Below are 20032 nucleotides of genomic sequence, written 5' to 3'. Positions count from 1 at the left end.
GACAGTTCCAAGCCCGGATCAGCCACTACAAACGACGCGGCCACACACCACCAGAAACTGCCCACACATCAGAACAAAGACCGTTGCAGTACTAGGTGTACTGACCCGCAGGGTCGTCGGCTCGGCCGGTCGGGTGCCGGACGAGACTTCGCGGACACGGCCGAGGGGCTGTCCCGGTCGAGCCCGGGTAGCCCAAGCGGGGTCCGGCAGCGGCCCGGCGGCATGTCGCGGGGGCGTCCCGCGGCATGCCGCCTACTGTCACCGGCACGGAACCTGAGAGCGGGTGACGTTGCGGTATCGGCGCTGTGCGGGCCGCTCCGGCGCCGCCCTTCCCCTCGATGACGACGTCACTCCTGACGCAGTACGGGGAGTGGCATGCCGGACGTACAGCAGCGCCGAGCCTGGGGGCCGGCCGCCCTCATCTGCGGCCGGCGCACCAAATGGCTGGTCGTGGCCCTGTGGCTGATCGTCTTCGTCGTCGCGGCGCCGCTCTCCCAGAAACTCACCGACGCCCAGGACAACGACGCCACGTCCTGGCTGCCGAGCAGCGCGGAGTCCACCCAGGTCCTGGAGAGCTCCAAGCAGTTCCGGCCCGAGGTCATCACTGCCATCGTCGTGTACGCGCGCGAGGACGGGCTCACCGTCGCGGACCGAGCACGGATCATCGGGGACACACGGCAGCTGCGCACGCTGGACGCGCACGGTGTGCGGGGCCCGCAGACCCGGGGGCCCGTCTACGACAAGAGGCCAGCGCCCTCGGCCGCGCAGGTCTTCGTGCCGATCACGATGGGCGAGGAGGGCTGGGAGCGGATCGGCCCCGCGGTCGACTCCGTCCGGGCGATCGTGGGCACGAGCAGCGGCGGTCTCTCGGTGCACGTCACCGGCCCGGGCGGGGTCACGGCCGACTCCGCGGAGGCCTTCTCCGGCATCGACTCCACCCTGCTGTTCGCCGCATTGGCAGTGGTGATCGTGATGCTGCTGATCACCTACCGCAGCCCCACCCTGCTTCTGCTGCCCGTGATCGCGGTCGTGGCCGCGCTGTTCAGCGCGCAGGCCGTGATCTATCTGCTCGCGGCGCACGCGGGTCTGACGGTGAACGGGCAGAGCGCGGGCATTCTCACGGTGCTGGTCTTCGGCGCGGGCACGGACTACGCCCTGCTCCTCGTGGCCCGGTACCGGGAGGAGCTGCGCCGCCACGAGGACCGGCACGAGGCGATGGCCCGGGCGCTGCACCGGGCCGGGCCGGCCGTGCTGGCGAGCAGCGGCACCGTGGTGCTCGGCATGCTGGTGCTGCTGGTCGCGGAGATGAACTCGACCCGGGGACTCGGACCGGTGGCGGCGATCGGTGTGGCGATCGCCCTGATCGCCATGCTCACCCTTCTGCCGGCGCTGCTGGTGATCTTCGGCCGGTGGGTCTTCTGGCCGGTGATCCCGCATTTCGGCTCGGCCGAACCGACGGAGAGCGGATTCTGGGCGCGGATGGGCGAGCGGCAGGCGCGCCGCCCGCGCACGATCTGGATCGTCACCGCGCTGGTGCTGGCCGCCCTGTCCCTGGGGCTGACCCAGCTGCGTGCCTCCGGCCTGAGCAACGCCGACTCGTTCACCGGAAAGCCCGACTCGATCACCGGCCAGGAGATCCAGGACCGCTACTTCCCCGGGGGCAGCGGCGACCCCCTGGTCATCGTCGCCGCGGCCGACCGCGGTCCGGCGGTGCGGGCCACGGTCGCGACGACCCCGGGCGTCGTGCCCGGCTCGGTCGGTACGCCGCCCGGCGCCCGGCCGGAAGTGGACGGGCAGGTCATCTTCGAGGCGACGATGACGGACCCCGCGGACAGCGACGCGGCCAAGGACACGGTGGAGCGGGTCCGCGACGCGGTGCACGCGGTGCCGGGCGCCGACGCCCAGGTGGGCGGCAGCACCGCGGCCCTCCTGGACATGGACGCCGCCACGAGGCACGACAACCTGCTGATCATTCCGCTGGTACTCCTGGTGGTGCTCGTCATCCTGGGGCTGCTGCTGCGCGCGGTGGTGGCGCCTCTGGTGCTGGTCGCGACGGTGGTGCTGTCCTTCGCCGCCGCGCTCGGCATCAGCGCGCTGGCCTTCCGTCACGTGTTCGACTACGCGGGCGAGTCGACGGACTTCCCGCTGTTCGTCTTCGTGTTCCTGGTGGCCCTCGGCATCGACTACAACATCTTCCTGTCGACGAGGATCCGCGAGGAAGCGGCGCTCCAGGGCACCCGGGCAGGCGTGGTGGCGGGCCTCGCCGCCACGGGAGCGGTCATCACGTCGGCCGGCCTGGTCCTCGCCGGCACGTTCGCGGCGCTCGGCACCCTGCCGGTCGTGGTCTTCGCGGAGATCGGATTCGCGGTCGCCCTGGGCGTGCTGCTGGACACGTTCGTCGTACGGTCCGTGCTGGTGACCTCGCTGTTCCTCGACATCGGGCCGCGGGTGTGGTGGCCGGGCCGGCTGGCCCGCGAGGAGGGTGCCGGGACGAGGGAGGCCGGGACGACGACGCCGAAGGCGTAACCGGATCACCGGTCCGGCCGGGGGCCTTCGCGGGCGTCCCCGTCCGGCGGTCGCGCGGCAGGATCCGGCGTACCCGCGGCCGTCTCCTCCACCGGCCCGCCGTCCGCCCGACCCTCAGCCGGCGTCGCGCCGTCGCCGCGCAGGCGCTCCAGGTCCGAGGGGCGCACCTGGATGACGATCAGGGCGATCAGGGCGGCGACGACCGCGAAGACCGCGGCGGCGACGAACGCCTGGGAGACGCCGGACGCCAGGACCTGGTCGCCCCACTGACCCGGCAGCTCGCCGGTCCTGCGGAACTCCGCGAGCTGGGACGGTGTCGCCTCCGCCAGGAACTTCGGTACCTGGTCGGTGGCCTCGTTGCGGCTGGCCGTACCGAAGACCGTGACGAGGATGGACAGGCCGAGCGATCCGCCCACCTGTTGCGTGGTGTTGAGGATTCCGGAGGCCGCACCGGCCTCCTTCGGCTGAACCCCGGAAACGGCCATCAGGGTCAGCGACACGAACTGCAGGCCCATACCGAGTCCGAACACCAGCACCGGCCCCAGGAGGCTGCCCAGGTACGAGCTGTCCACATCCGTCTGTGTCAGCCAGCCCAGGCCCGCTGCCGCCAGGAGCGCGCCGGTCACCATGAAGGGTTTGGGCCCCCACTTCGGCAGCAGCTGGGAGGCGATGCCCGCGCCGACCGCGATGATGGCGCTGACCGGCAGGAAGGCGAGACCCGCCTTCAGAGGGCTGAAGTCCAGGATGTTCTGCACGAACAGGGTCAGGAAGAAGAACATGCCGAACATCGCCGCGGCGAGGCTCAGCATCATTCCGTACGTGCCGGCGCGGTTGCGGTCACGGAACATCCACAGTGGAGTGATGGGCTGCCGGGACCGGCTCTCGATCGCGATGAACAGGGCGAGCAGCACCACCGCCGCCGCGAACGCCACCAGGGTGAGGGTGTCGCTCCAGCCGTCTTCGGAGGCCCGGATGAAGCCGTAGACCAGGCACACCATGCCCAGCGTCGCCGTGAGCGCGCCGAGCACGTCGAAGTGCCCGGGATGGCGTTCGGACTCCCGGATGTAGCGGGGCGTGGCGAGCACGATCAGCAGACCGATGGGGATGTTGACGAAGAAGATCCACCGCCAGTCCAGCCATTCCACGAGCACCCCGCCCGCCAGCAGACCGATGGCGCTGCCGCCCGCCGAGACGGCCGCGAACACGCCGAACGCCCTGTTCCGGGCGGGGCCTTCGCGGAAGGTCGTGGTGATGAGCGACAACGCGGTCGGCGAGGCGATCGCGCCGCCGACGCCCTGGAGGGAGCGCGCGGCGAGCAGTTGCCACGATTCCTGGGAGAGACCGCCGAGCAGGGAGGCGAAGACGAAGAGAGCGACGCCGAACATGAACACCCTGCGGCGCCCGAGAATGTCTCCGAGGCGCCCGCCCAGCAGGAGCAGCCCGCCGAAGGTGAGCGTGTAGGCGTTGATGACCCAGGAGAGGTTCTCGGTGGAGAACCCCAGCGAGGTCTGAATGTGCGGGAGGGCGATGTTGACGATGGTGATGTCGAGCACCACCATCAGCTGGCACGAGCAGATGACGAGAAGGGCGATCCCGCTGCCTCGTCCCGTCTTCGGGGATTCGGCAGTCGTCCGGGGTGTCGCGTGGGAGCCCGTCATGGGATTGCTTGTCGGTCGAGTCGTCGGTGCACTCGGACCAGTGGTGAACGTGGTCGTTCACTCCCCCGACGTTAGCGCCGCGCGGCGGGTGCCGCCATTCGGACCAGCCGTGCGGGAATTCACCGCGGACGGCCTGCCAAGGCCCCGCTGATCCGGTTGCCCCGCAGGCCCTGTCCTGCCCGCCCCCTCCTGCCCCGTCCGCCCTGCCCTGTCCCGCGTCCGGTTCTGTCCTGTCTGCCGCCGGGACGCGGTCCCGCCACCGGTGGGGCTCCCGTCCCGGCCACCGCTGACGCCGCGGACGGTTGCCCGGTGCTCAGGCGAGTACTCCCGTCCTCGGGACCGGTGCCACGGCCGCGGCCGTGGGCACGGGGTCGGGCGCGGCCGCCAGCAGGGCGCGGGTGTACGGGTCGCGGGGGTGCTCGCAGACGTCGTCGGCGGTGCCGGTCTCCACGATCCGGCCCCGGTGCATGACCGCGATGCGATGGCTGACCTGCCGGACGACCGCCAGATCGTGGGCGATGAAGACCAGCGCGAGCCCGAGGTCGCTCTGGAGGTCGGTGAGCAGGCCGACGATCTGGGCCTGGACGGACACGTCGAGAGCGGAGACGGGTTCGTCGCAGATGAGGACGGAGGGGTCGGGAGCGAGCGCCCGCGCGATGCCGACGCGCTGGCGCTGGCCGCCGGAGAAGGCGCGCGGATACCGGTCGGCGGCCGCCGGGTCCAGACCGGTCCTGCGCAGCAGTTCCGCCACCCGTTCCTGCCGTTCCTCCCGGTCGCCCAGGCCGAAGGCGATCAGCGGTTCGGCGACGATCTCGCCGACCGTCATCCGCGGGTTGAGCGAGGCGTACGGGTCCTGGAACACCATCTGGACCTGGCGGCGCACGGCGTGCAGGGCGCGCGTGGAGGGCCGGGTGACGTCCTCGCCGCGCAGCCGGATGATGCCGCTGTCCGAGGTGTGGGCGTGGGCCAGGACCCGGGCCAGGGTGGACTTCCCGGAGCCCGACTCACCGACGATGCCGAGGGTCTCCCCCGCCGCCAGGGTCAGCGACACGCCGTCGAGCGCGGGGGCGGCGTGCCGCCGGGCGCCGCGCCGTCCGTACGTCTTGCGCAGGTCCTCGGCCTCCAGGATCACGGCCCCGGGGGCGGGGCGGTCGATGCGGGTGGGCGGGGCGGGTGCGGGCAGCGGCTCGGTGCGGGCCGCGGCGGGCAGGCAGGCCACGTGCACTCCGGCCGCCGCCCGGGTGAGCGGGGGCGTCGCGGTACGGCAGCGGTCCTCGACGAGCGCGCAGCGGTCGGCGAAGGCGCAGCCCTCGTCGAGCAGGGTGAGGTCGGGCGGGCTGCCGGGGATGCCGGTGAGCCGGGTGCCGGACGGGGTGGAGAGGCGGGGTACGGCGGCGAGGAGCCCTGCCGTGTACGGGTGGCGGGGACGGCTGAGCACCTCGGCGGTGGGCCCGTCCTCGACGACCGTGCCGCCGTACATGACGAGAACGCGTGCGCAGGCGCGGGCGACGACGCCCATGTTGTGCGTGATGAGGACGAGTGCGGTGCCGGTCTCCCGGTTGAGGTCGGCGAGCAGGGTGAGGATCTGGTCCTGGACCGTGGCGTCCAGCGCGGTGGTGGGTTCGTCGGCGAGCAGGACGTCGGGTTCGCCGGCGAGGGCCATGGCGATGAGGATGCGCTGGCGCTGACCGCCGGAGAACTGGTGCGGATGGTCGTCGGCGCGCCGGTGCGGCTCGGGGATGCCGACCCGGTCCAGGAGCTCGACGGCGCGGGCTCTGCGGGCCGCCCGGTCGCGGTTGCCGTGCGCGCGGAGGACCTCTTCGATGTGCCGGCCGGCCGTCAGGACGGGGTTCAGGGCCGTCATCGGATCCTGGAAGATCATGCCGATGCGGGCGCCGCGCACCGCGCGCAGTTCCCGCTCGGTGGCGGCGGCCAGGTCCCGGCCGTCCAGGCGGACCGTTCCGGTGGTGATGCGGCCGGATCCCGGCAGCATCCGGGTCAGGGCGAGGGCGGTGGTGGACTTGCCGGATCCCGACTCGCCGACGACGGCGAGTGTCTCGCCCCGGTTCAGGGTGAACGAGACGCCGCGGACGGCGCGCAGTGGCGTGCCGCCGGGGGCGGTGAACTCCACGCCGAGGTCGCGGACCTGTAGCAGTTCCTGGGCGGTCATCGGCGTATCTCCCGGTTGAGGGCCTCGGCGATGAGCGAGAGTCCGAGGACGAGCACGGTCACGGTGATCAGGGGGCCCGCCGCGAAGTGCGGGGTCTGGGCGAGATAGGGCATGGACTGGCTGAGTACGGCTCCGAGGGTCGGCTCCGGCGGCCGTATGCCGACGCCGAGGAAGCTCATCGCGCCCTCGATGAACACGGCCACGGTCAGGGAGAGGGCGATCTGGACGATGAGCGGGTCGGCGGCGTTCGGCAGGATGTGCCGGACGAGTACCCGGCGCGCCGAACTGCCGCCGACCCGTGCGGCGGTGACGTACTCCCGTTCCCGCTGGACGAGGATCCCGCCGCGCAGCAGCCGGCCGAACGCCGGGATCTCCGCGAGTGCGATGACGAGGACGACGGGCAGGCGGCCGGGGCCGAGGATCGCGGTGACGGCGAGCGCCAGGATCAGGCCGGGGAAGGCGAGCATGAGGTCGAAGACCCGCTGCACGACGGTGTCGGCCACCGGATGCGTGGCGGCGGCGAGCGCCAGCAGGCAGCCCAGCACGGCGCCCAGAGGAACGGCGATCGCGATGATGCCGAGGTCGGCACGGATGCCGTAGAGGATTCGGCTGAGCAGGTCCCGGCCGAGGTCGTCCGTGCCGAGCGGATGACCCGGGGTGCCGAGGCCGGCGAGGCTCTGGCCGCTCTGCTCGGTGGGTCCGTGTCCGGCGAGGAGCGGTGCGAGCAGCCCGGCCAGGATCACCGCTCCGACGAGAACGAGGCCGGTACGGGCGCGTGCGGTGGACAGTGCGCTGCGGTAGCGGTGGCGGTTGCGTGTCCGGCGGCGTGGCTCGGGGGCCGCGGGGGTCGGATCGCCGGTGACGAGATCGGCCGTCGAGGTCATGGGGTTACTCCCACCTGATCCGGGGGTCGAGCCAGGCGTACACGAGGTCCGTGAGCAGCTGGACGAGGACGAAGACGGCGACCAGGAGCAGCAGGAGGTCCTGGACGACCGGGTAGTCGCGGCGCTGGAGGCCCTGTTCGGCGAGCCGTCCGAGGCCCGGCCAGGCGAAGATCGCCTCGACGAGTACCGCTCCGCCGAGCAGGTGCCCCACTTGCATGCCGAGCAGGGTGACGGCGGGCGGGAGGGCGTTCGGCAGGGTGTGGCGCCACAGCAGCCGGCGCGGGGCGACTCCGGCGGCGGTCGCGGTGCGGATGTAGTCCTCGGCGAGCCCGCGTTCGATTCCGTCCTTGAGGTAGCGGCCGAGGACGGCGGCGCTGGGCAGGGCCAGGCAGAGTGCGGGCAGCACCAGGTACTGCACGGCGAGGTCGGGCGCGGCCAGGAACGCGACCCGGCCGCCCGGGGGCAGCACGCCGAGGATCACGGCGAACAGCAGCACGAGCAGGACGCCGCTGACGAAGGGCGGGACGGCGAGGGCGGCCGTCGTGGCCACCCGGACCGCGGTTCGGATCCAGCGGCTGCGGGACGTGGCCCCGAGCACACCGAAGGCCGCACCGAGAATCACCACGAACAGGAGCGCGCCGAGAGTGAGTTCGGCGGTGGCGCCGAACCCGTCCCGGATCAGGTCGGCCGTCTGCCCGCCGATCGCGTACGAGGGGCCGAGGTCGCCCGTCAGCAGTGACCCCATCCAGTGGGCGTACTGGGAGAGCAGGGGCTGGTCGAGGCCGAGCCGGTCCCGGATCGCGGCGACGGTGGCCGCGTCCGCGTCGGGGCCCGCGAGGGTGGTGGCCGGGTCGCCGGGGACGAGGCGCAGGATGGTGAAGATCAGGAAGGAGGCGGCGAGCAGGACGAGGAGGGCCGACGGCAGCCGGCGCATCACATAACTGCGCATGTCACACCAGGTAGGCGTTGTCGAGGTTGAGATACGAGAACTTGTTGAGCGTGACACCGTGCAGGCCGTCGGCGGCGACCTGGACCTGTCCGCGGACGACGAGGTCGATGAGGAACGCCTCGTCGAGCAGGATGGAGGAGATCCTGTCGTGCTGGGCGTTGGCCCCGGCCGTGCCCGACTCGGGCCTGGTCCAGGCCTCTCGCACCACCTTCGTGTACGCGGCGGACCGGTACTTGGAGGTGTTCTTCGCCTCGTTGAACGGATAGGCGCTGACAGCGAGGGTGGAGGGCTGGACCTGGGCGAAGCCGTGCCCCATGGTCCACAGGGCCGGCATGTCCTGGGAGATCAGCTTCTTCTGTCCGGTGGCGGGATCGGTGGGCTGGAGCGTGACGTGGACGCCGACCTGCTCCAGGTCGTACTGGAGGGATTCGGCGATCGCGGTCTCGCCGGGCAACGCGATGTGCAGCAGAGGGAGTTCGAGCTTGGTGTGTCCGGCGGACCTGAGGAGTTCGCGGGCCTTGGCGGGGTCGTGGGAGTAGTGGGTGCGGTGTGCCTCGGAGAAGGCGGGCGAGGACTTGGGCCAAGGCGCTGCGGAGGCGAGGCCGTAGCCGCCGAGGGTCTGTGCGAGCAACCGGTCGCGGTCCACGGCCCAGGCGAGGGCCTGGCGTACGGTCCGGTCGTCCAGCGGGGCGACGGTGGTGTTGACCCCGAGGTAGACGGCGCCTCCGCCCGTGTCGTAGTCGCTGATGGTGAGGCGCGGATCGCTCTTCACCACCCCGAGGCTCTTGCCGGGCACGTTGAAGGAGAGCTGGGACTGGCCGGATCGCAGCGAGGAGATCAGCGCGTCGGCCTGGGGTATGACGCGTAGTTCGACGCCGTCGAGGTAGGGGCGGCCGGCCTGCCAGTACGCGTCGTTCCTGGTGAGGCTCAGACCGGAGCCGGGGCTCCACTTCGTCAGCCGGAACGGGCCGGTGCCGATGAGCTTCTGACCGGTGACGGCGTCCTCGACCGTCTCCGAGTCAGCGATGATCATGAACTCGAACAGGTCGAAGAGGTTGTTCACCGGATGCGCCAGCTTGAGCACCAGCTCGTGGTCGCCGCGCTTCTCGAAGCCGGTCACCGCGGCGGCCGTGGCGCGCAACTGCGCTGCTCGCACAGGGTTCTGAAGGTTCTTCACGGCGAAGATCACATCGTCCGCGGTGAACCTGCGGCCGCTGTGGAAGGTCACGTCGTCGCGCAGCCTCAGTGTGATGCCGCGCCCGTCCTCGGCGTACGTCCAGGAGCGGGCCAGCTCCGGCTGCGGGCGGAGACGGTCGTCGTAGCGGGTCAGGGTGTTGTAGATGAGGCGGTGCTGGAGGGACTGTCCGCTCTGGGAGAAGAGCAGGGCGGGTGTGAAGTCGCTGTTGACGGCGACGTTGAGCACGCCACCGCGCCGGGGAGCGGCGCGCGAGCCCTGCTTCCCGGACGAGGCTTCCGACACCGCCGAGCGGCAGCCCGCCAGGCCCAGTCCGAGAAGCAGGGTGCCGCCTCCTGCGGCGCGCAGGGTGGAGCGCCGGGAGGGTCCGGAAGACGTGAGGGGGTACAACTCGGTCATCGAGGCCTGCCTGTGACGGTGAGGGAAGGTGTGGGGAGGAGCGGCCGGAGGCGCCGGGGCGCATTCGTTCCTCTGCGGGAGAAAGAGAAGGCCGAGGCCGGACGCGAAGGAGGTGCGTCCGTGGGCGCTTCGGGCCGTGCGGAATCAGTGCCCGTGGTACGGGTCGAGGCTGATCGGAGCCGGGAGTGACAAGGCGTGGCGCTTCAGGTTCTGACGCGGTGCCGGGCCCCGGGGAATCGGCTCCGGCCGGGAGCGGCGTTCCACCGGTGAGGTGTCAGCGCGACGGTGCGCACACCACGGACGGGCCTGCGGAAGAAGCGCTCCGGATCAGTTGTGGACGGCACAGACCGCGCTGGCCTGTCGACAGAGGTCGACGTGCCTGCGGGAGATGAGGCGCATGTCCGGGTTCACGGGAGCAATATGACAGTGGCTTCGCCGGACGGTCAACCCGGTCTGTCCGGATCCTGGAACGGAGCCCCTTCGTAGCGCGTACGAGCAGCCAGGGTCATTCGTTCGGACCCGGCGAGCCCGGCATGACCCGGATGGCACTAGCGATGTGCGGCTGTCAGCGGGCTCCTGAACAGCGGGTTCAGCAGGATGGTGCCTGCGGCCACAGGGATGACGGCTGTCCCGGCATGCGGGCTGACGATCCGTTCGGGGTCGCGGCAGACGTGGGAATGGTCCACCGCCGCGCCCCGGATCTCCTCCAGGTACTCGGGGTTGACCAGGCTGGAGTGCTCGGTGACCACGACCAGGTCGGGATTGAGGACGTCCAGGAGCAGGGCCGCCGCCCGGCCGACCGCGCGGGCCCGCTCGCGCAGCAGCCGGTCCGCGCGCCGGTCACCGGCCGCCGCGGCGTCCACCACCAGGAACGCGTCGGGCTCGGGGACGATCCCGCGCCGCACGGCGGTCTGCGCGACGGCCGTGTTGGAGGCGGTCGCCTCCAGGCAGCCGGACCGCCCGCAGGGGCAGGTGGCCGTGGAGTCCGGCACGGGCAGATGCGCGACGTCACCGGCTCCGGATCCCGGGCCCTGATGCACCACCCCGGCGATCCCGAGGGCGGCGTCCACCACGTTCCCGATGAAGAGGTGGACCAGGCTGCGGCGTGCCGCGGGCCGGCCGAAGAGGATCTCCGACTGGGCGACGGCCCGGGCGTGGTTGTCGATCCGCACCTCGATTCCGCCCAGGCCGCGGGCGAGTTCGGCGGCCAGGGGCCGGTGGTGCCAGCCGAGTGCGTCGTGCCGCACCGCCGTCCCCGTGGCCGGGTCGACCCAGCCCCCGAGAGCCGCGCCCACACCCAGCAGGGACCGGCCGCGGCCGGCATCGCCGAGAAACGCGCGCAGCCCCTGGACGATCCGGGGCAGCAGTTCCCCGGGCGCCGCGCCGTCGTGCGGGAGGGCGCGACGGGCCAGCAGCCGTCCGCGCAGATCCAGCAGGCCGAAGGTCGAGGCGGGTACCCCGATGTGGACACCGCCCACGACGGGCCCGCCGCTCTCCCCGGTGTGCAGGTCGACCGGGATCTGCGGCCTGCCGACCCCGCTTCTCGCCATCAGCTCGGGCAACTCCCGTACCAGGCCGAGCCCTACGAGATCGGTGCACTGTCGGGACACGGCGGCCGGGCTGAGTCCGGAGAGATCCGCGATCGTCCGGCGCGCGACCGGGCCGTGATCGAGGACGGTCCGCAGCACCGCGGCCGCGTTGGTCGCGCGCCGGCCGTCACCGGTCGCCCGGAAGACGTGGGGGGCAGCTGTCATGGGAGCTTCCTTCGGTCCTGCGGCCCGGACGGGGGTCGCAACATTACGGCGGCATGAAATCGTCCCCGGGTCCTCGCCCAGTACCGGGGCAGGCTGCTCACCCGATACAGAGCAACCGGAGAAGACCCAGGTCACATGCTGTTTCGCCAGGCTTCTCCGGAGTCGGTGCGGGCCCCGCGCAAGGGCCGATTGAACCACTGCCGGGCTGTCGGCGGGGCGGGGGCGGGCGCTTGACGTACGCCTCGGGGCGCTGCGAGTCTCCGGGACATGTTCGCGACGGCCAGGACCGATGCGCGGCCCGCCCGCGCCGGCCGCACCGCAATGCCGCCCGCATGTCCGGGCCGCTGTACCACCGCCTGACCAGGCTGCCCGCACCGCACGCCGGACGACTTTCCATCCGCACCCCGCTCCCGGACGGAACCCCGTCCGCCGGCGGACGCCTCACGTCGCTATTGATTCCGCTCCCGAATTAATCAACTCGCCGTTGACCGCGCTCCGCGGCCGGCCGACGCACCAGCGTGTCCTTCGAAAGGGATCTGCCATGACCTCCACGACCACCGCCCCCGCTCCCGCCGTCACCGTCCGGAAGATCGGCGGACGCATCGGCGCCGTCATCTCCGGGGTCCGTCTCGGCGGAGATCTCGCCCCCGAGACGGTCGCGTCCGTCCGGGCCGCTCTGCTGGCCAACAAGGTCGTCTTCTTCCGCGGCCAGGACCATCTGGACGAGGACAGCCACGAGGCGTTCGGGCGACTGCTCGGCACCCCCGTCGCCCACCCGACGGTCCCGTCCGCCGACGGCCGCTACTCGCTCGGCATCGACTCCGACCACGGCGGCCGGGCCAACCAGTGGCACACCGACGTCACGTTCGTCCCCGCCTACCCGGCCTTCTCCATTCTGCGCGCCGTGGTCATCCCGCCCTACGGCGGCAACACCCTGTGGTCCAACACCGCTGCCGCCTATGCCGAGCTGCCCGCGCAGCTGCGCACCCTGGCGGACAGCCTGCGGGCCGTCCACTCCAACGACTACGACTACGTCGCCCTGCGCCCGAACGCCCTTCCGGAGGCACTCGCCAAGTACCAGGAGGTCTTCACCTCGACGAAGTTCCTCACCGAGCACCCGGTGGTCCGGGTCCACCCCGAGACCGGCGAACGCGTGCTGCTCCTCGGTAACTTCGTCCAGCGGATCAGCGGGCTGACCGGCCGCGACTCCCGAGCTCTGGTCGATCTGTTCCAGTCCCACATCGAGCGCCCGGAGAACACCGTGCGCTGGGACTGGCAGGTGGGCGACGTCGCCATCTGGGACAACCGTGCCACCCAGCACTACGGTGTCGACGACTCCGACACCCACGAGCGCAAGCTGCGCCGTGTGACCATCGACGGTGACGTCCCGGTCGGCACCGACGGCCGCTCCTCCACCCTCATCAGCCCCGAGGCGGTGCCCGCTCCCTCCTTCGGCATCCCGTCCGGCGCCTCGACGGCCGAGACCGCGGGTGCGTGAACGCACCCGCCCCGCACAGTGAGTCACCGGCCCCGGCGGGCGGCGCTCCGGCGTCGCCCGCCGGGGTGCCCCCTGACCGTGTCCGTCACCGCTGTCCGCTCAGACGCCCGGCGCGCCGGCGCCAGCGCCAGCGGCAGCGGGCTCAGGACGCGTCCTCGCCGCCCACCGGGCCGCCGGCCCCAGGGCGTACGACGCGGCGAGGACCACTGCCCCGAGCAGCAGCCAGCCCGCTGTTCCCCACCCGACCAGCAGGGCCGCGAGCAGGAACGGCCCCAGCGTGCGGGCGACGGTGACGCCCGTGCCGAAGAAGCCCTGGTACTCGCCGATGCGCCCTGCCGGTGCCAGTTCGAAGGAGAGGTGCCAGGAACCGGCCGAGTGCAGCATCTCGGCCGCGACCAGGAACACGGAGCCGCCGATCAGGGCGGTCACCGCGGCCCACGGGAGGTCCACCGCCGACACCGCGAAGACCGCGCAGGTGAGGACCATGAGCGCACCGGACCTGCGAAGGGCTCGGGCTGCCGTGGGGATGCCGTTCACGGAGCGGGCGGTGCGGACCTGGAAGACCGTCACCGCGGCGGTGTTGAGCACGAAGAGTGCGGAGACGAGCCACTCGGGGGCCGCGGTGCGCTCGGTGATCCACAGCGGCAGCCCGACGCTGAGCAGCGGCATGCGCAGGAGCAGCACGGTGTTGAGGAGCGTGAGGACGGCGTACGGCCGGTCGCGCAGCACCATGAGCTTCGTGCGGTGGTTCCCCGGCACCGCTGCGAGGACCGGCAGTCGGAGCAGAACGCATGCGCAGAGCAGGAAGCTCGCGGCATCGACGGCGAACACGGTGAGGTACGCGGCCGTGGTTCCGGCGGACAGGGCGATGCCCCCGAGCGCGGCGCCCACGGCGAGGCCCGCGTTGAGCGTCGACTGCAGATGGGCGAGCGCACCGGTTCGCTCCTCCTTGGCGACCAGGGCCGCGAGCAGCGCCTGACGGGCGGCAGCGAGGCCCGACTGCGCGGTGGCGTAGAGGCATGCGGCCGCGAGGAACAGGGCGAAGTCCCGTACGACGAGGAAGGACGCGACCGCGACGCCGGTGGCGAGGGCGAGCAGGACCGCCGTTCCCCGCGGGCCCCGGCGGTCGGCGATCCGGCCGAGGGGAACCCCGACGAGGGAGCCGACCGCCCAGGCCACGGTGAGGCCGAGCCCCACCCGGGCGGGGGCGAGGCCGACCACATGGGCGAAGTAGAGGGCCGAGGTGACGTAGTACGCGCCGTCGCCGACGGAGTTGCTCAACTGGGCAAGCACCAGTGTGCGTTGAGGTCCGACGGGTGGCAGTGGGTTCGGCATGCGGTTGACGTTACGCAGGGTGCGGCTCACTCGTGTGGGGCACTTCGGCACGGTGTGGGTGGGCCATTCGGCCGTCCTCGTTCAGCCGGCGAAGTGCCGCCGCACGTGCCGGCCGAAGAACCGCCCGCCAAGGCCCGAGGCCGGCACGCCCGCAGATGCGCAAGCCCTGCGCGGCCCGGACCACGTGCGACTCGTCTACCACGGCGACGAAGCAGCTCAGTTGCTGGACCGCCGGATCCACGGAGATCCGTCTGCGGAACAGCGCCTACGGCAGGGGCAGTCCGGCGTAGTTCTGGGCGAGTTCGGCGGCGGCGTGCGGCGAGGACGCGATCCGGTCCAGCTGCGAGATCTGCAGCCGGGTGTCGAAACCGCTCTGCCCGGGGTCGGTGTGGAGCATGGTGGTCATGGCGTACGAGAAGTGCTCGGCCCGCCACACCCGGCGCAGGCACGTGTCCGAGTAGGCGTCCAGCAGGTCGGACGATCCGGTCGTGTGCCGGCGCACGAGAGCCCGGGCCAGCACGACGACGTCGGCCGCCGCCAGGTTGAGCCCCTTCGCGCCGGTGGGCGGGACGATGTGGGCGGCGTCCCCGGCGAGGAGGACACGGCCGTAGCGCATCGGCTCGGTGACGGAACTGCGCATCGGCAGAACGGACTTCGAGGTGATGGGACCACGTCGCAGGCGCCAGTCACCGTCGACGGCGAAGCGGGCGTCGAGTTCGTCCCAGATCCGCTCGTCGGACCAGTCGGCCGGATCGGTGCCGTTGGGCACCTGGAGGTAGAGCCGGCTGACCTCGGGCGACCGCATGCTGTGCAGGGCGAAGCCACGCGGCGAGTGGGCGTAGATCAGTTCGTCGCAGGACGGCGGTACGTCGGCCAGGATCCCCAGCCACGAGTACGGGTACACCCGGTCGTACGTCCGCTGCGCCCCGGTGGGGATCGCGGCCCGGGTGACACCATGGAATCCGTCGCAACCCACCACGTAGTCGCAGGTCAGCATCGAGTCGCGGCCGTCGTGTGTGTAGTGGACGATCGGCCGGCCGGTGTCGGCTCCTTCGACCGACGTGACTTCGGCTCCGAAGAACAGCGGTGCGCCGTCGGTCAGTTGCAGGGCTATCAGGTCCTTGACGACCTCTGTCTGCGCGTAGACCCACACCCGTCGGCCGTCGGTGAGGGAGGGGAAGTCGACGCGGTGGGACCGGCCGTCCCACCGCAGCTCGATGCCGTCGTGCACCAGGCCCTCGGCGTCGAGACGCCGGGCGGCACCGGCCTCACGGAGGGCGTCGACGGTGGGCTGTTCGAGAATGCCGGCGCGCTGACGCTGTTCGACGTAGGCGCGGTCGCGGCTCTCCAGGACGACGCAGTCGACGCCCGCGCGGTGCAGCAGCCGGGCGAGCAGAAGCCCCGCCGGTCCGCCGCCGATGATCCCTACGGTCGTGTGCACGGTCTACTTCTCCTCTGCGCTGTGGCTGATCTCGGTGAGGATCCGGTCCGCCGCGGCGAACGCGGCGTTGGCCGCCGGGACTCCGCAGTAGACGGCCGCCTGGAGCAGGACCTCCTGGACGTCCTCGGGTGTGAGGTCGCCGCTGACGAGCGCGGCCCGCAGGTGCATGGCCAGCTCCTCGTGGTGGCCACGGGCCACCAGGGCGGTGAGGGTGAGGCAGCGCCGGGTGCGGTGGTCGAGACCGGGCCGGGTCCACACCTCTCCCCAGGCGTAGCGGGTGATGAAGTCCTGGAAGACGGCGGTGAACGGGGTGGTCCGGGCGACGGCCCGGTCTACGTGCGCGTCGCCGAGGACGGTACGGCGTACCGCGAGGCCGGCGCCGTGGCGGGAGGCGTCGTCGGTGGCCGTCCTGGCCCCGGCCGCGAAGTGGCCCCGCAGCGCCGCCGTCACGGGCGCGGGCCGTTCGACGTTGGCCAGGTGCGAGGCGCGCGGAAGTTCGACGAGCGTCGAGCCGGGGATGGTGTCGGCCAGTTCGCGGGCGTGGGCCACCGGGGTCGCGGGGTCGTCGCGGCCCGCCACGACGAGCGTGGGGGCGGTGATGCGTGCCAGATCACCCCGCAGGTCGTACGCGGCGAGCGCGTCGCACAGCGAGGCGTACGCGTGGGGGTCGACGTCACGGGCACCGGCCAGGACGGCGCGGGCCGCGGGGGTGTCGGCGAAGTCCGCGGTGAACCAGCGGCCGCCCGCGGTGTCGGCCACCGGACCGATGCCTTCGGTCCGTACGAGGGCGGCGCGCTCGCGCCAGGCCTCCGGTTCGCCGAAGCGCGCCGAGGAGCAGACGAGTGCGAGCGAGATGACGCGGTCGGGGTGGTGGACGGCCAGCCACGCTCCGACCGCGCCGCCGAGGGATATACCGCCGTACGCGAACCGCTCGATGCCCAGGGCGTCGGCCAGGCGAAGGACCTGGCGGCCCAGCTCCGCGACGCCGCCCTCCGCGGGGAACAGGGCGGCGGGGGTCCCGCCGTGACCGGGCAGGTCCCAGCGGACGACGCGGTGCTCGCGGGACAGGGCTGCGGCCTGGGCGTCCCACACGGACAGCGCGGTGCCGAGGGACGGTCCGAGGAGGAGGGGTGGTGCGGGTGGCGGCCCGTCCACCTGGTGGTGGAGAAGGCGCGCCGCGGATGTGTCACGGCTGGTCATGGGGCTCCTGGTCCGGCCGGTGCCGGATGCGTTGAGTGCCCGGCGGCAGCCGCCGGGGGTGCGCGGTACGGGTGTGCTGTCGCCGGGCAGCCGGTGGGTGCCGGGGCCTGCGCGTCATTCCGGAACGGACCTTCCGCCGTGGTGCCGGCGCAGCGCGCGGTCGACGAGCGGGCCGGCCGATCCCGTGTATGCGGCCGGGTCGCCGAGGGTCCTCAGCTCGTCCGGCTCCACGACGCCCGCCAGTGCGGGGTCCCGGGCGAGGGCTTCGTGGAGGTGGATTCCCTCGCGGGCCGCGCGGGCGGCGCCCTCGGTCACCGCCGTGCGGGCCGCGGCCCGTCCCGTCCTGGCCGAGAGGACGGCGGTGAGCCGTTCGCTGACGACCAGGCCGCCGGTGGCGCCCAGGTTCACCCGCATGCGCCCCGGGTGGACGCGCAGGCCTTCGGCCAGGTCGGCCGCCGCGTCGGCGGCTCCGCCGACCGTACGCAGCGCCTCCCGCAGGGGCTGCCATTCGGCGTGCCACGCTCCGGGCGGGCGCTCGTCCTCGGCGGCGAGTGCCCCGTACAGGATCCCCGCGAGCGCGGGGACCTGGCGGGCGGCCGAGGCGATGAGGACGGCGCGGGCCGGGTTGGCCTTGTGCGGCATCGCCGACGATCCGCCGCCCGTGCTCTCGGACACCTCGCCGATCTCGGTACGGGAGAGGACGAGGACGTCCGCGGCGAGTTTCCCGAGCGCCCCGGCGGTGAAGGCCAGCGCTCCGGCGAGGTCGGCGACGGGGGTACGCAGCGTGTGCCAGGGCAGTGCGGGCACGGCCAGCCCCGTCGCTTGCGCGTAGGCCGCGACGAGCCCGATGGCGCTGTCCCGGGCCGGCGCCCGGAGCCCCTCGGCGACCGGCTTCCCGGGTTCCGCGTAGGCCGCGAAGGCGGCCAGCGTCCCTGCCGCGCCGCCCAGTTGCACCGGAAGGCTGTCCAGGACCGCATCGATCCGGTCGCGGGCATCGAGGACCAGGCTGCGCCAGCCCGCCGCCTTCAGACCGAAGGTCGTGGGCACGGCGTGCTGGGTGAGGGTGCGGCCCGCCATCGGCGTGTCCCGGTGCTCGGCGGCGGTGACCGCGAGAGCGGCGGCGGCGCGGTCCAGGCCTGCCAGGATCATCCGCAGGGCCCCGGACGCCACCAGCATCGCGGCGGTGTCGAGGATGTCCTGGCTGGTCGCGCCCCGGTGGACATGGGTGGCGGCCTCCGCGCACCGTTCGGCGACGGCCGCCGTCAGGTCCGCGGCCAGTGGAATGACCGGGTTACCACCCGAACGGGCCCGCAGTGCCAGGGAGCGCGGGGCGAACCGGGTCGCGTCGGCCGCGGCCGACGCGACGGTGTCCGCGGTACCGGCCGGGGCGTGGCCGAGTGATTCCTGGGCGCGGACGAGCGCCGTCTCGGCGGCGAGCAGGGCGCGTACGTAAGCGGCGTCGCCCGTCGCGTCCTCGACCGCCGTACCGGCACGGACCGGCGCCAGCAGGCCGACGTCCGCCGCCGTGTCCCCCGGACCCGCCGGTCCGGAGTGCGCCGCCGCGCCGCCCGAACCCGGCGCGGCATCCGAACCCGGCGCGTCATCCGAAGTCAAGGAAGACCGTCTCCTCATGTACGCCGTCGTACTGCAGACGGATGTCGAACCGGTGGATGCCGGTGTCCTCCGGCGTGGTGAGGAGAGTGGCCCGCCGCTCCTCGGGAAGGTCCGCGAGCAAGCCGTCCCGGTCGAGGCCTGCGGCGTCGTGCAGATAGGCGCGGGTGTGCAGGTGGTGCGTCAGGCCGCGGGCGAAGACGACGACCGCGAGGTACGGGGCTCCGCCCGGCGGCATCGTCGTGATGGTGTAGTGCCCGTCGGCGTCCGTCGCCACCCGGCCGAAGCCGGTGAACGCGACTGCGTGGCGGCCGATGACCGCCCCGGTGACGGGGTCACGGCGCAGCGAGCCGGGCGCCCCGTGCCGGGAGCCGTCGGGTGCGGGCTGCCAGACCTCGATGAGGGCGTCGGGCACCGGTTCACCGGCTCCGTCGAACACGTGGCCGTGCAGGACCACGGTGCCGGGGCGGCCGGGCGGCGCGATGTCGCCGCCGCCCGGGAACGGCAGGGCGTACCCGTAGAAGGGGCCGACGGTCTGGGACGGGGTCGGCAGAAGCTCCCCGGCTGCGGAACCGGCTACGGAACCGGCGGCGGGTATGGCGGCGGACATCAGCGGCCCTCCTCGGCCCAGGTGGCGGACGGGCCGTCGAGGACGATGTCCCAGCGATAGCCCAGCGACCGTTCCGGGGTGGACAGGTCGTGGTCGTACGCCGCGACGAGACGGCCGCGGGCGTCGTCGTCGGTGACCGACTGGAGGATCGGGTCGTAGGCGAAGAGCGGGTCGCCCGGAAAGTACATCTGGGTGATCAGACGCTGCGTGAACGCCGCCCCGAACAGCGAGAAGTGGATGTGCGCGGGGCGCCAGGCGTTGGTGTGGTTGCGCCAGGGGTAGGCGCCCGGCTTGACGGTGACGAAGGAGTACCCGCCCCGGTCGTCGGTCAGGCAGCGGCCCACGCCGGTGAAGTTCGGGTCGAGCGGGGCGGGGTGCTGGTCGCGCAGGTGGGCGTACCGGCCCGACGCGTTGGCCTGCCAGATCTCGACGAGCTGGCCGCGCACGGGCCGGCCCGACCGGTCGAGTACCCGTCCGGTGACCGTGATCCGCTCCCCCAGCGGTTCTCCGTGGTGCTGCCTCGTCAGGTCGTGGTCGAGTTCGGTGATGTCGGTGACGCCGAAGACGGGCCCGGTCAGCTCGACGGCCTCGGGGTCGGCGCCGATCGGGATCAGCGACCGCCTGGGGTGACGCAGGGTGCTGCTGCGATAGGGGGCGTAGTCCCGGGCGGGGTGCGGGCGTACCGGTGCACCGCCGGTCAGCGATGCGGCGTACTCCGCGCGTGCCGCGGTGATCTCGGCACTGATGTCGGCCTGGGTCAGGGCGCGGGGACCGGCGGGGGCGGTGGGGGTGCTCATGGGTG

The 20032-nt window shown here is 72.6% G+C and carries 15 protein-coding genes; 2 read left to right on the top strand and 13 right to left on the bottom strand.

What is annotated here, in order from left to right; all coding sequences use genetic code 11:
- The first annotated feature begins 375 nt into the window (after positions 1 to 375).
- Complete coding sequence (locus tag ACIQMX_RS28820; RefSeq protein WP_402482388.1) at positions 376 to 2526, top strand: MMPL family transporter; 2151 nt, start codon at positions 376 to 378, stop codon at positions 2524 to 2526.
- Positions 2527 to 2531: 5 nt separating this feature from the next.
- On the opposite strand, the gene ACIQMX_RS28815 is transcribed toward ACIQMX_RS28820, so the two are convergent.
- The 7 genes from ACIQMX_RS28815 to ACIQMX_RS28785 all read right to left on the bottom strand — a co-directional run bounded on the left by ACIQMX_RS28815 (position 2532) and on the right by ACIQMX_RS28785 (position 11535).
- Positions 2532 to 4184, bottom strand: a complete 1653-nt coding sequence (locus ACIQMX_RS28815; RefSeq protein WP_402482386.1) for an MFS transporter — start codon at positions 4182 to 4184, stop codon at positions 2532 to 2534.
- A gap of 313 nt (positions 4185 to 4497) precedes the next feature.
- Complete coding sequence (locus tag ACIQMX_RS28810; protein ID WP_402482384.1) at positions 4498 to 6354, bottom strand: ABC transporter ATP-binding protein; 1857 nt, start codon at positions 6352 to 6354, stop codon at positions 4498 to 4500.
- Positions 6351 to 7238, bottom strand: coding sequence for an ABC transporter permease (locus ACIQMX_RS28805; protein WP_402482381.1), 888 nt, complete (start codon positions 7236 to 7238; stop codon positions 6351 to 6353). The genes ACIQMX_RS28810 and ACIQMX_RS28805 overlap by 4 nt, the downstream gene beginning before the upstream one ends.
- A gap of 4 nt (positions 7239 to 7242) precedes the next feature.
- Positions 7243 to 8187: an ABC transporter permease gene (locus ACIQMX_RS28800; RefSeq protein WP_402482380.1), complete on the bottom strand. Its 945-nt coding sequence runs from the start codon at positions 8185 to 8187 to the stop codon at positions 7243 to 7245.
- Between the two features lies 1 nt (position 8188).
- Positions 8189 to 9781 carry an ABC transporter substrate-binding protein gene (locus tag ACIQMX_RS28795; RefSeq protein WP_402482378.1) on the bottom strand — a complete coding sequence of 531 codons (1593 nt, stop codon included), beginning with the start codon at positions 9779 to 9781 and terminating at the stop codon, positions 8189 to 8191.
- 327 nt (positions 9782 to 10108) lie between these two features.
- Complete coding sequence (locus ACIQMX_RS28790; protein WP_359142836.1) at positions 10109 to 10180, bottom strand: putative leader peptide; 72 nt, start codon at positions 10178 to 10180, stop codon at positions 10109 to 10111.
- A 149-nt stretch (positions 10181 to 10329) separates the two neighbouring features.
- The gene (locus ACIQMX_RS28785; RefSeq protein WP_402482375.1) at positions 10330 to 11535 is read right to left on the bottom strand and encodes an ROK family protein; all 1206 of its coding nucleotides are present in this window, start codon (positions 11533 to 11535) and stop codon (positions 10330 to 10332) included.
- A gap of 541 nt (positions 11536 to 12076) precedes the next feature.
- On the opposite strand from ACIQMX_RS28785, the gene ACIQMX_RS28780 reads away from it, so the two are divergent.
- Positions 12077 to 13033 (top strand): TauD/TfdA dioxygenase family protein, encoded by a 957-nt coding sequence (locus ACIQMX_RS28780; protein WP_402482374.1) that lies wholly within the window; start codon positions 12077 to 12079, stop codon positions 13031 to 13033.
- A gap of 99 nt (positions 13034 to 13132) precedes the next feature.
- On the opposite strand, the gene ACIQMX_RS28775 is transcribed toward ACIQMX_RS28780, so the two are convergent.
- The 6 genes from ACIQMX_RS28775 to pcaH all read right to left on the bottom strand — a co-directional run bounded on the left by ACIQMX_RS28775 (position 13133) and on the right by pcaH (position 20027).
- A complete protein-coding gene (locus ACIQMX_RS28775; RefSeq protein WP_402482373.1) occupies positions 13133 to 14368 on the bottom strand; it encodes an MFS transporter in 1236 nt (411 codons plus the stop codon).
- Between the two features lie 265 nt (positions 14369 to 14633).
- On the bottom strand, positions 14634 to 15809 hold the full coding sequence (locus ACIQMX_RS28770) for a 4-hydroxybenzoate 3-monooxygenase (protein ID WP_402482371.1): 1176 nt from the start codon (positions 15807 to 15809) through the stop codon (positions 14634 to 14636).
- Between the two features lie 3 nt (positions 15810 to 15812).
- The gene (pcaC, locus tag ACIQMX_RS28765; protein ID WP_402482369.1) at positions 15813 to 17009 is read right to left on the bottom strand and encodes a 4-carboxymuconolactone decarboxylase; all 1197 of its coding nucleotides are present in this window, start codon (positions 17007 to 17009) and stop codon (positions 15813 to 15815) included.
- Between the two features lie 114 nt (positions 17010 to 17123).
- The gene (gene pcaB, locus ACIQMX_RS28760; RefSeq protein WP_402482414.1) at positions 17124 to 18518 is read right to left on the bottom strand and encodes a 3-carboxy-cis,cis-muconate cycloisomerase; all 1395 of its coding nucleotides are present in this window, start codon (positions 18516 to 18518) and stop codon (positions 17124 to 17126) included.
- A 91-nt stretch (positions 18519 to 18609) separates the two neighbouring features.
- Positions 18610 to 19230 carry a protocatechuate 3,4-dioxygenase subunit alpha gene (pcaG, locus tag ACIQMX_RS28755; RefSeq protein ID WP_363076469.1) on the bottom strand — a complete coding sequence of 207 codons (621 nt, stop codon included), beginning with the start codon at positions 19228 to 19230 and terminating at the stop codon, positions 18610 to 18612.
- Positions 19230 to 20027: a protocatechuate 3,4-dioxygenase subunit beta gene (gene pcaH / locus ACIQMX_RS28750; RefSeq protein ID WP_363076471.1), complete on the bottom strand. Its 798-nt coding sequence runs from the start codon at positions 20025 to 20027 to the stop codon at positions 19230 to 19232. The genes pcaG and pcaH overlap by 1 nt, the downstream gene beginning before the upstream one ends.
- Between the last annotated feature and the right edge of the window lie 5 nt (positions 20028 to 20032).

The organism is Streptomyces sp. NPDC091416, assembly GCF_044756845.1.
Taxonomy (GTDB): domain Bacteria; phylum Actinomycetota; class Actinomycetes; order Streptomycetales; family Streptomycetaceae; genus Streptomyces.
The sequence above is the reverse complement of the archived record's forward strand: the minus strand, read 5'-3'. Positions and strand labels throughout refer to the sequence as shown.

Bases quoted from the DNA above. Each gene is read 5' to 3' on its own strand.
- ACIQMX_RS28795 (WP_402482378.1), bottom strand. From the start codon at position 9,781: ATGACCGAGTTGTACCCCCTCACGTCTTCCGGACCCTCCCGGCGCTCC.
- ACIQMX_RS28815 (WP_402482386.1), bottom strand. From the start codon at position 4,184: ATGACGGGCTCCCACGCGACACCCCGGACGACTGCCGAATCCCCGAAG.
- pcaH (WP_363076471.1), bottom strand. From the start codon at position 20,027: ATGAGCACCCCCACCGCCCCCGCCGGTCCCCGCGCCCTGACCCAGGCC.
- ACIQMX_RS28800 (WP_402482380.1), bottom strand. From the start codon at position 8,187: ATGCGCAGTTATGTGATGCGCCGGCTGCCGTCGGCCCTCCTCGTCCTG.
- ACIQMX_RS28780 (WP_402482374.1), top strand. From the start codon at position 12,077: ATGACCTCCACGACCACCGCCCCCGCTCCCGCCGTCACCGTCCGGAAG.
- pcaG (WP_363076469.1), bottom strand. From the start codon at position 19,230: ATGTCCGCCGCCATACCCGCCGCCGGTTCCGTAGCCGGTTCCGCAGCC.
- pcaC (WP_402482369.1), bottom strand. From the start codon at position 17,009: ATGACCAGCCGTGACACATCCGCGGCGCGCCTTCTCCACCACCAGGTG.
- ACIQMX_RS28810 (WP_402482384.1), bottom strand. From the start codon at position 6,354: ATGACCGCCCAGGAACTGCTACAGGTCCGCGACCTCGGCGTGGAGTTC.
- ACIQMX_RS28820 (WP_402482388.1), top strand. From the start codon at position 376: ATGCCGGACGTACAGCAGCGCCGAGCCTGGGGGCCGGCCGCCCTCATC.
- ACIQMX_RS28805 (WP_402482381.1), bottom strand. From the start codon at position 7,238: ATGACCTCGACGGCCGATCTCGTCACCGGCGATCCGACCCCCGCGGCC.
- ACIQMX_RS28775 (WP_402482373.1), bottom strand. From the start codon at position 14,368: ATGCCGAACCCACTGCCACCCGTCGGACCTCAACGCACACTGGTGCTT.
- ACIQMX_RS28785 (WP_402482375.1), bottom strand. From the start codon at position 11,535: ATGACAGCTGCCCCCCACGTCTTCCGGGCGACCGGTGACGGCCGGCGC.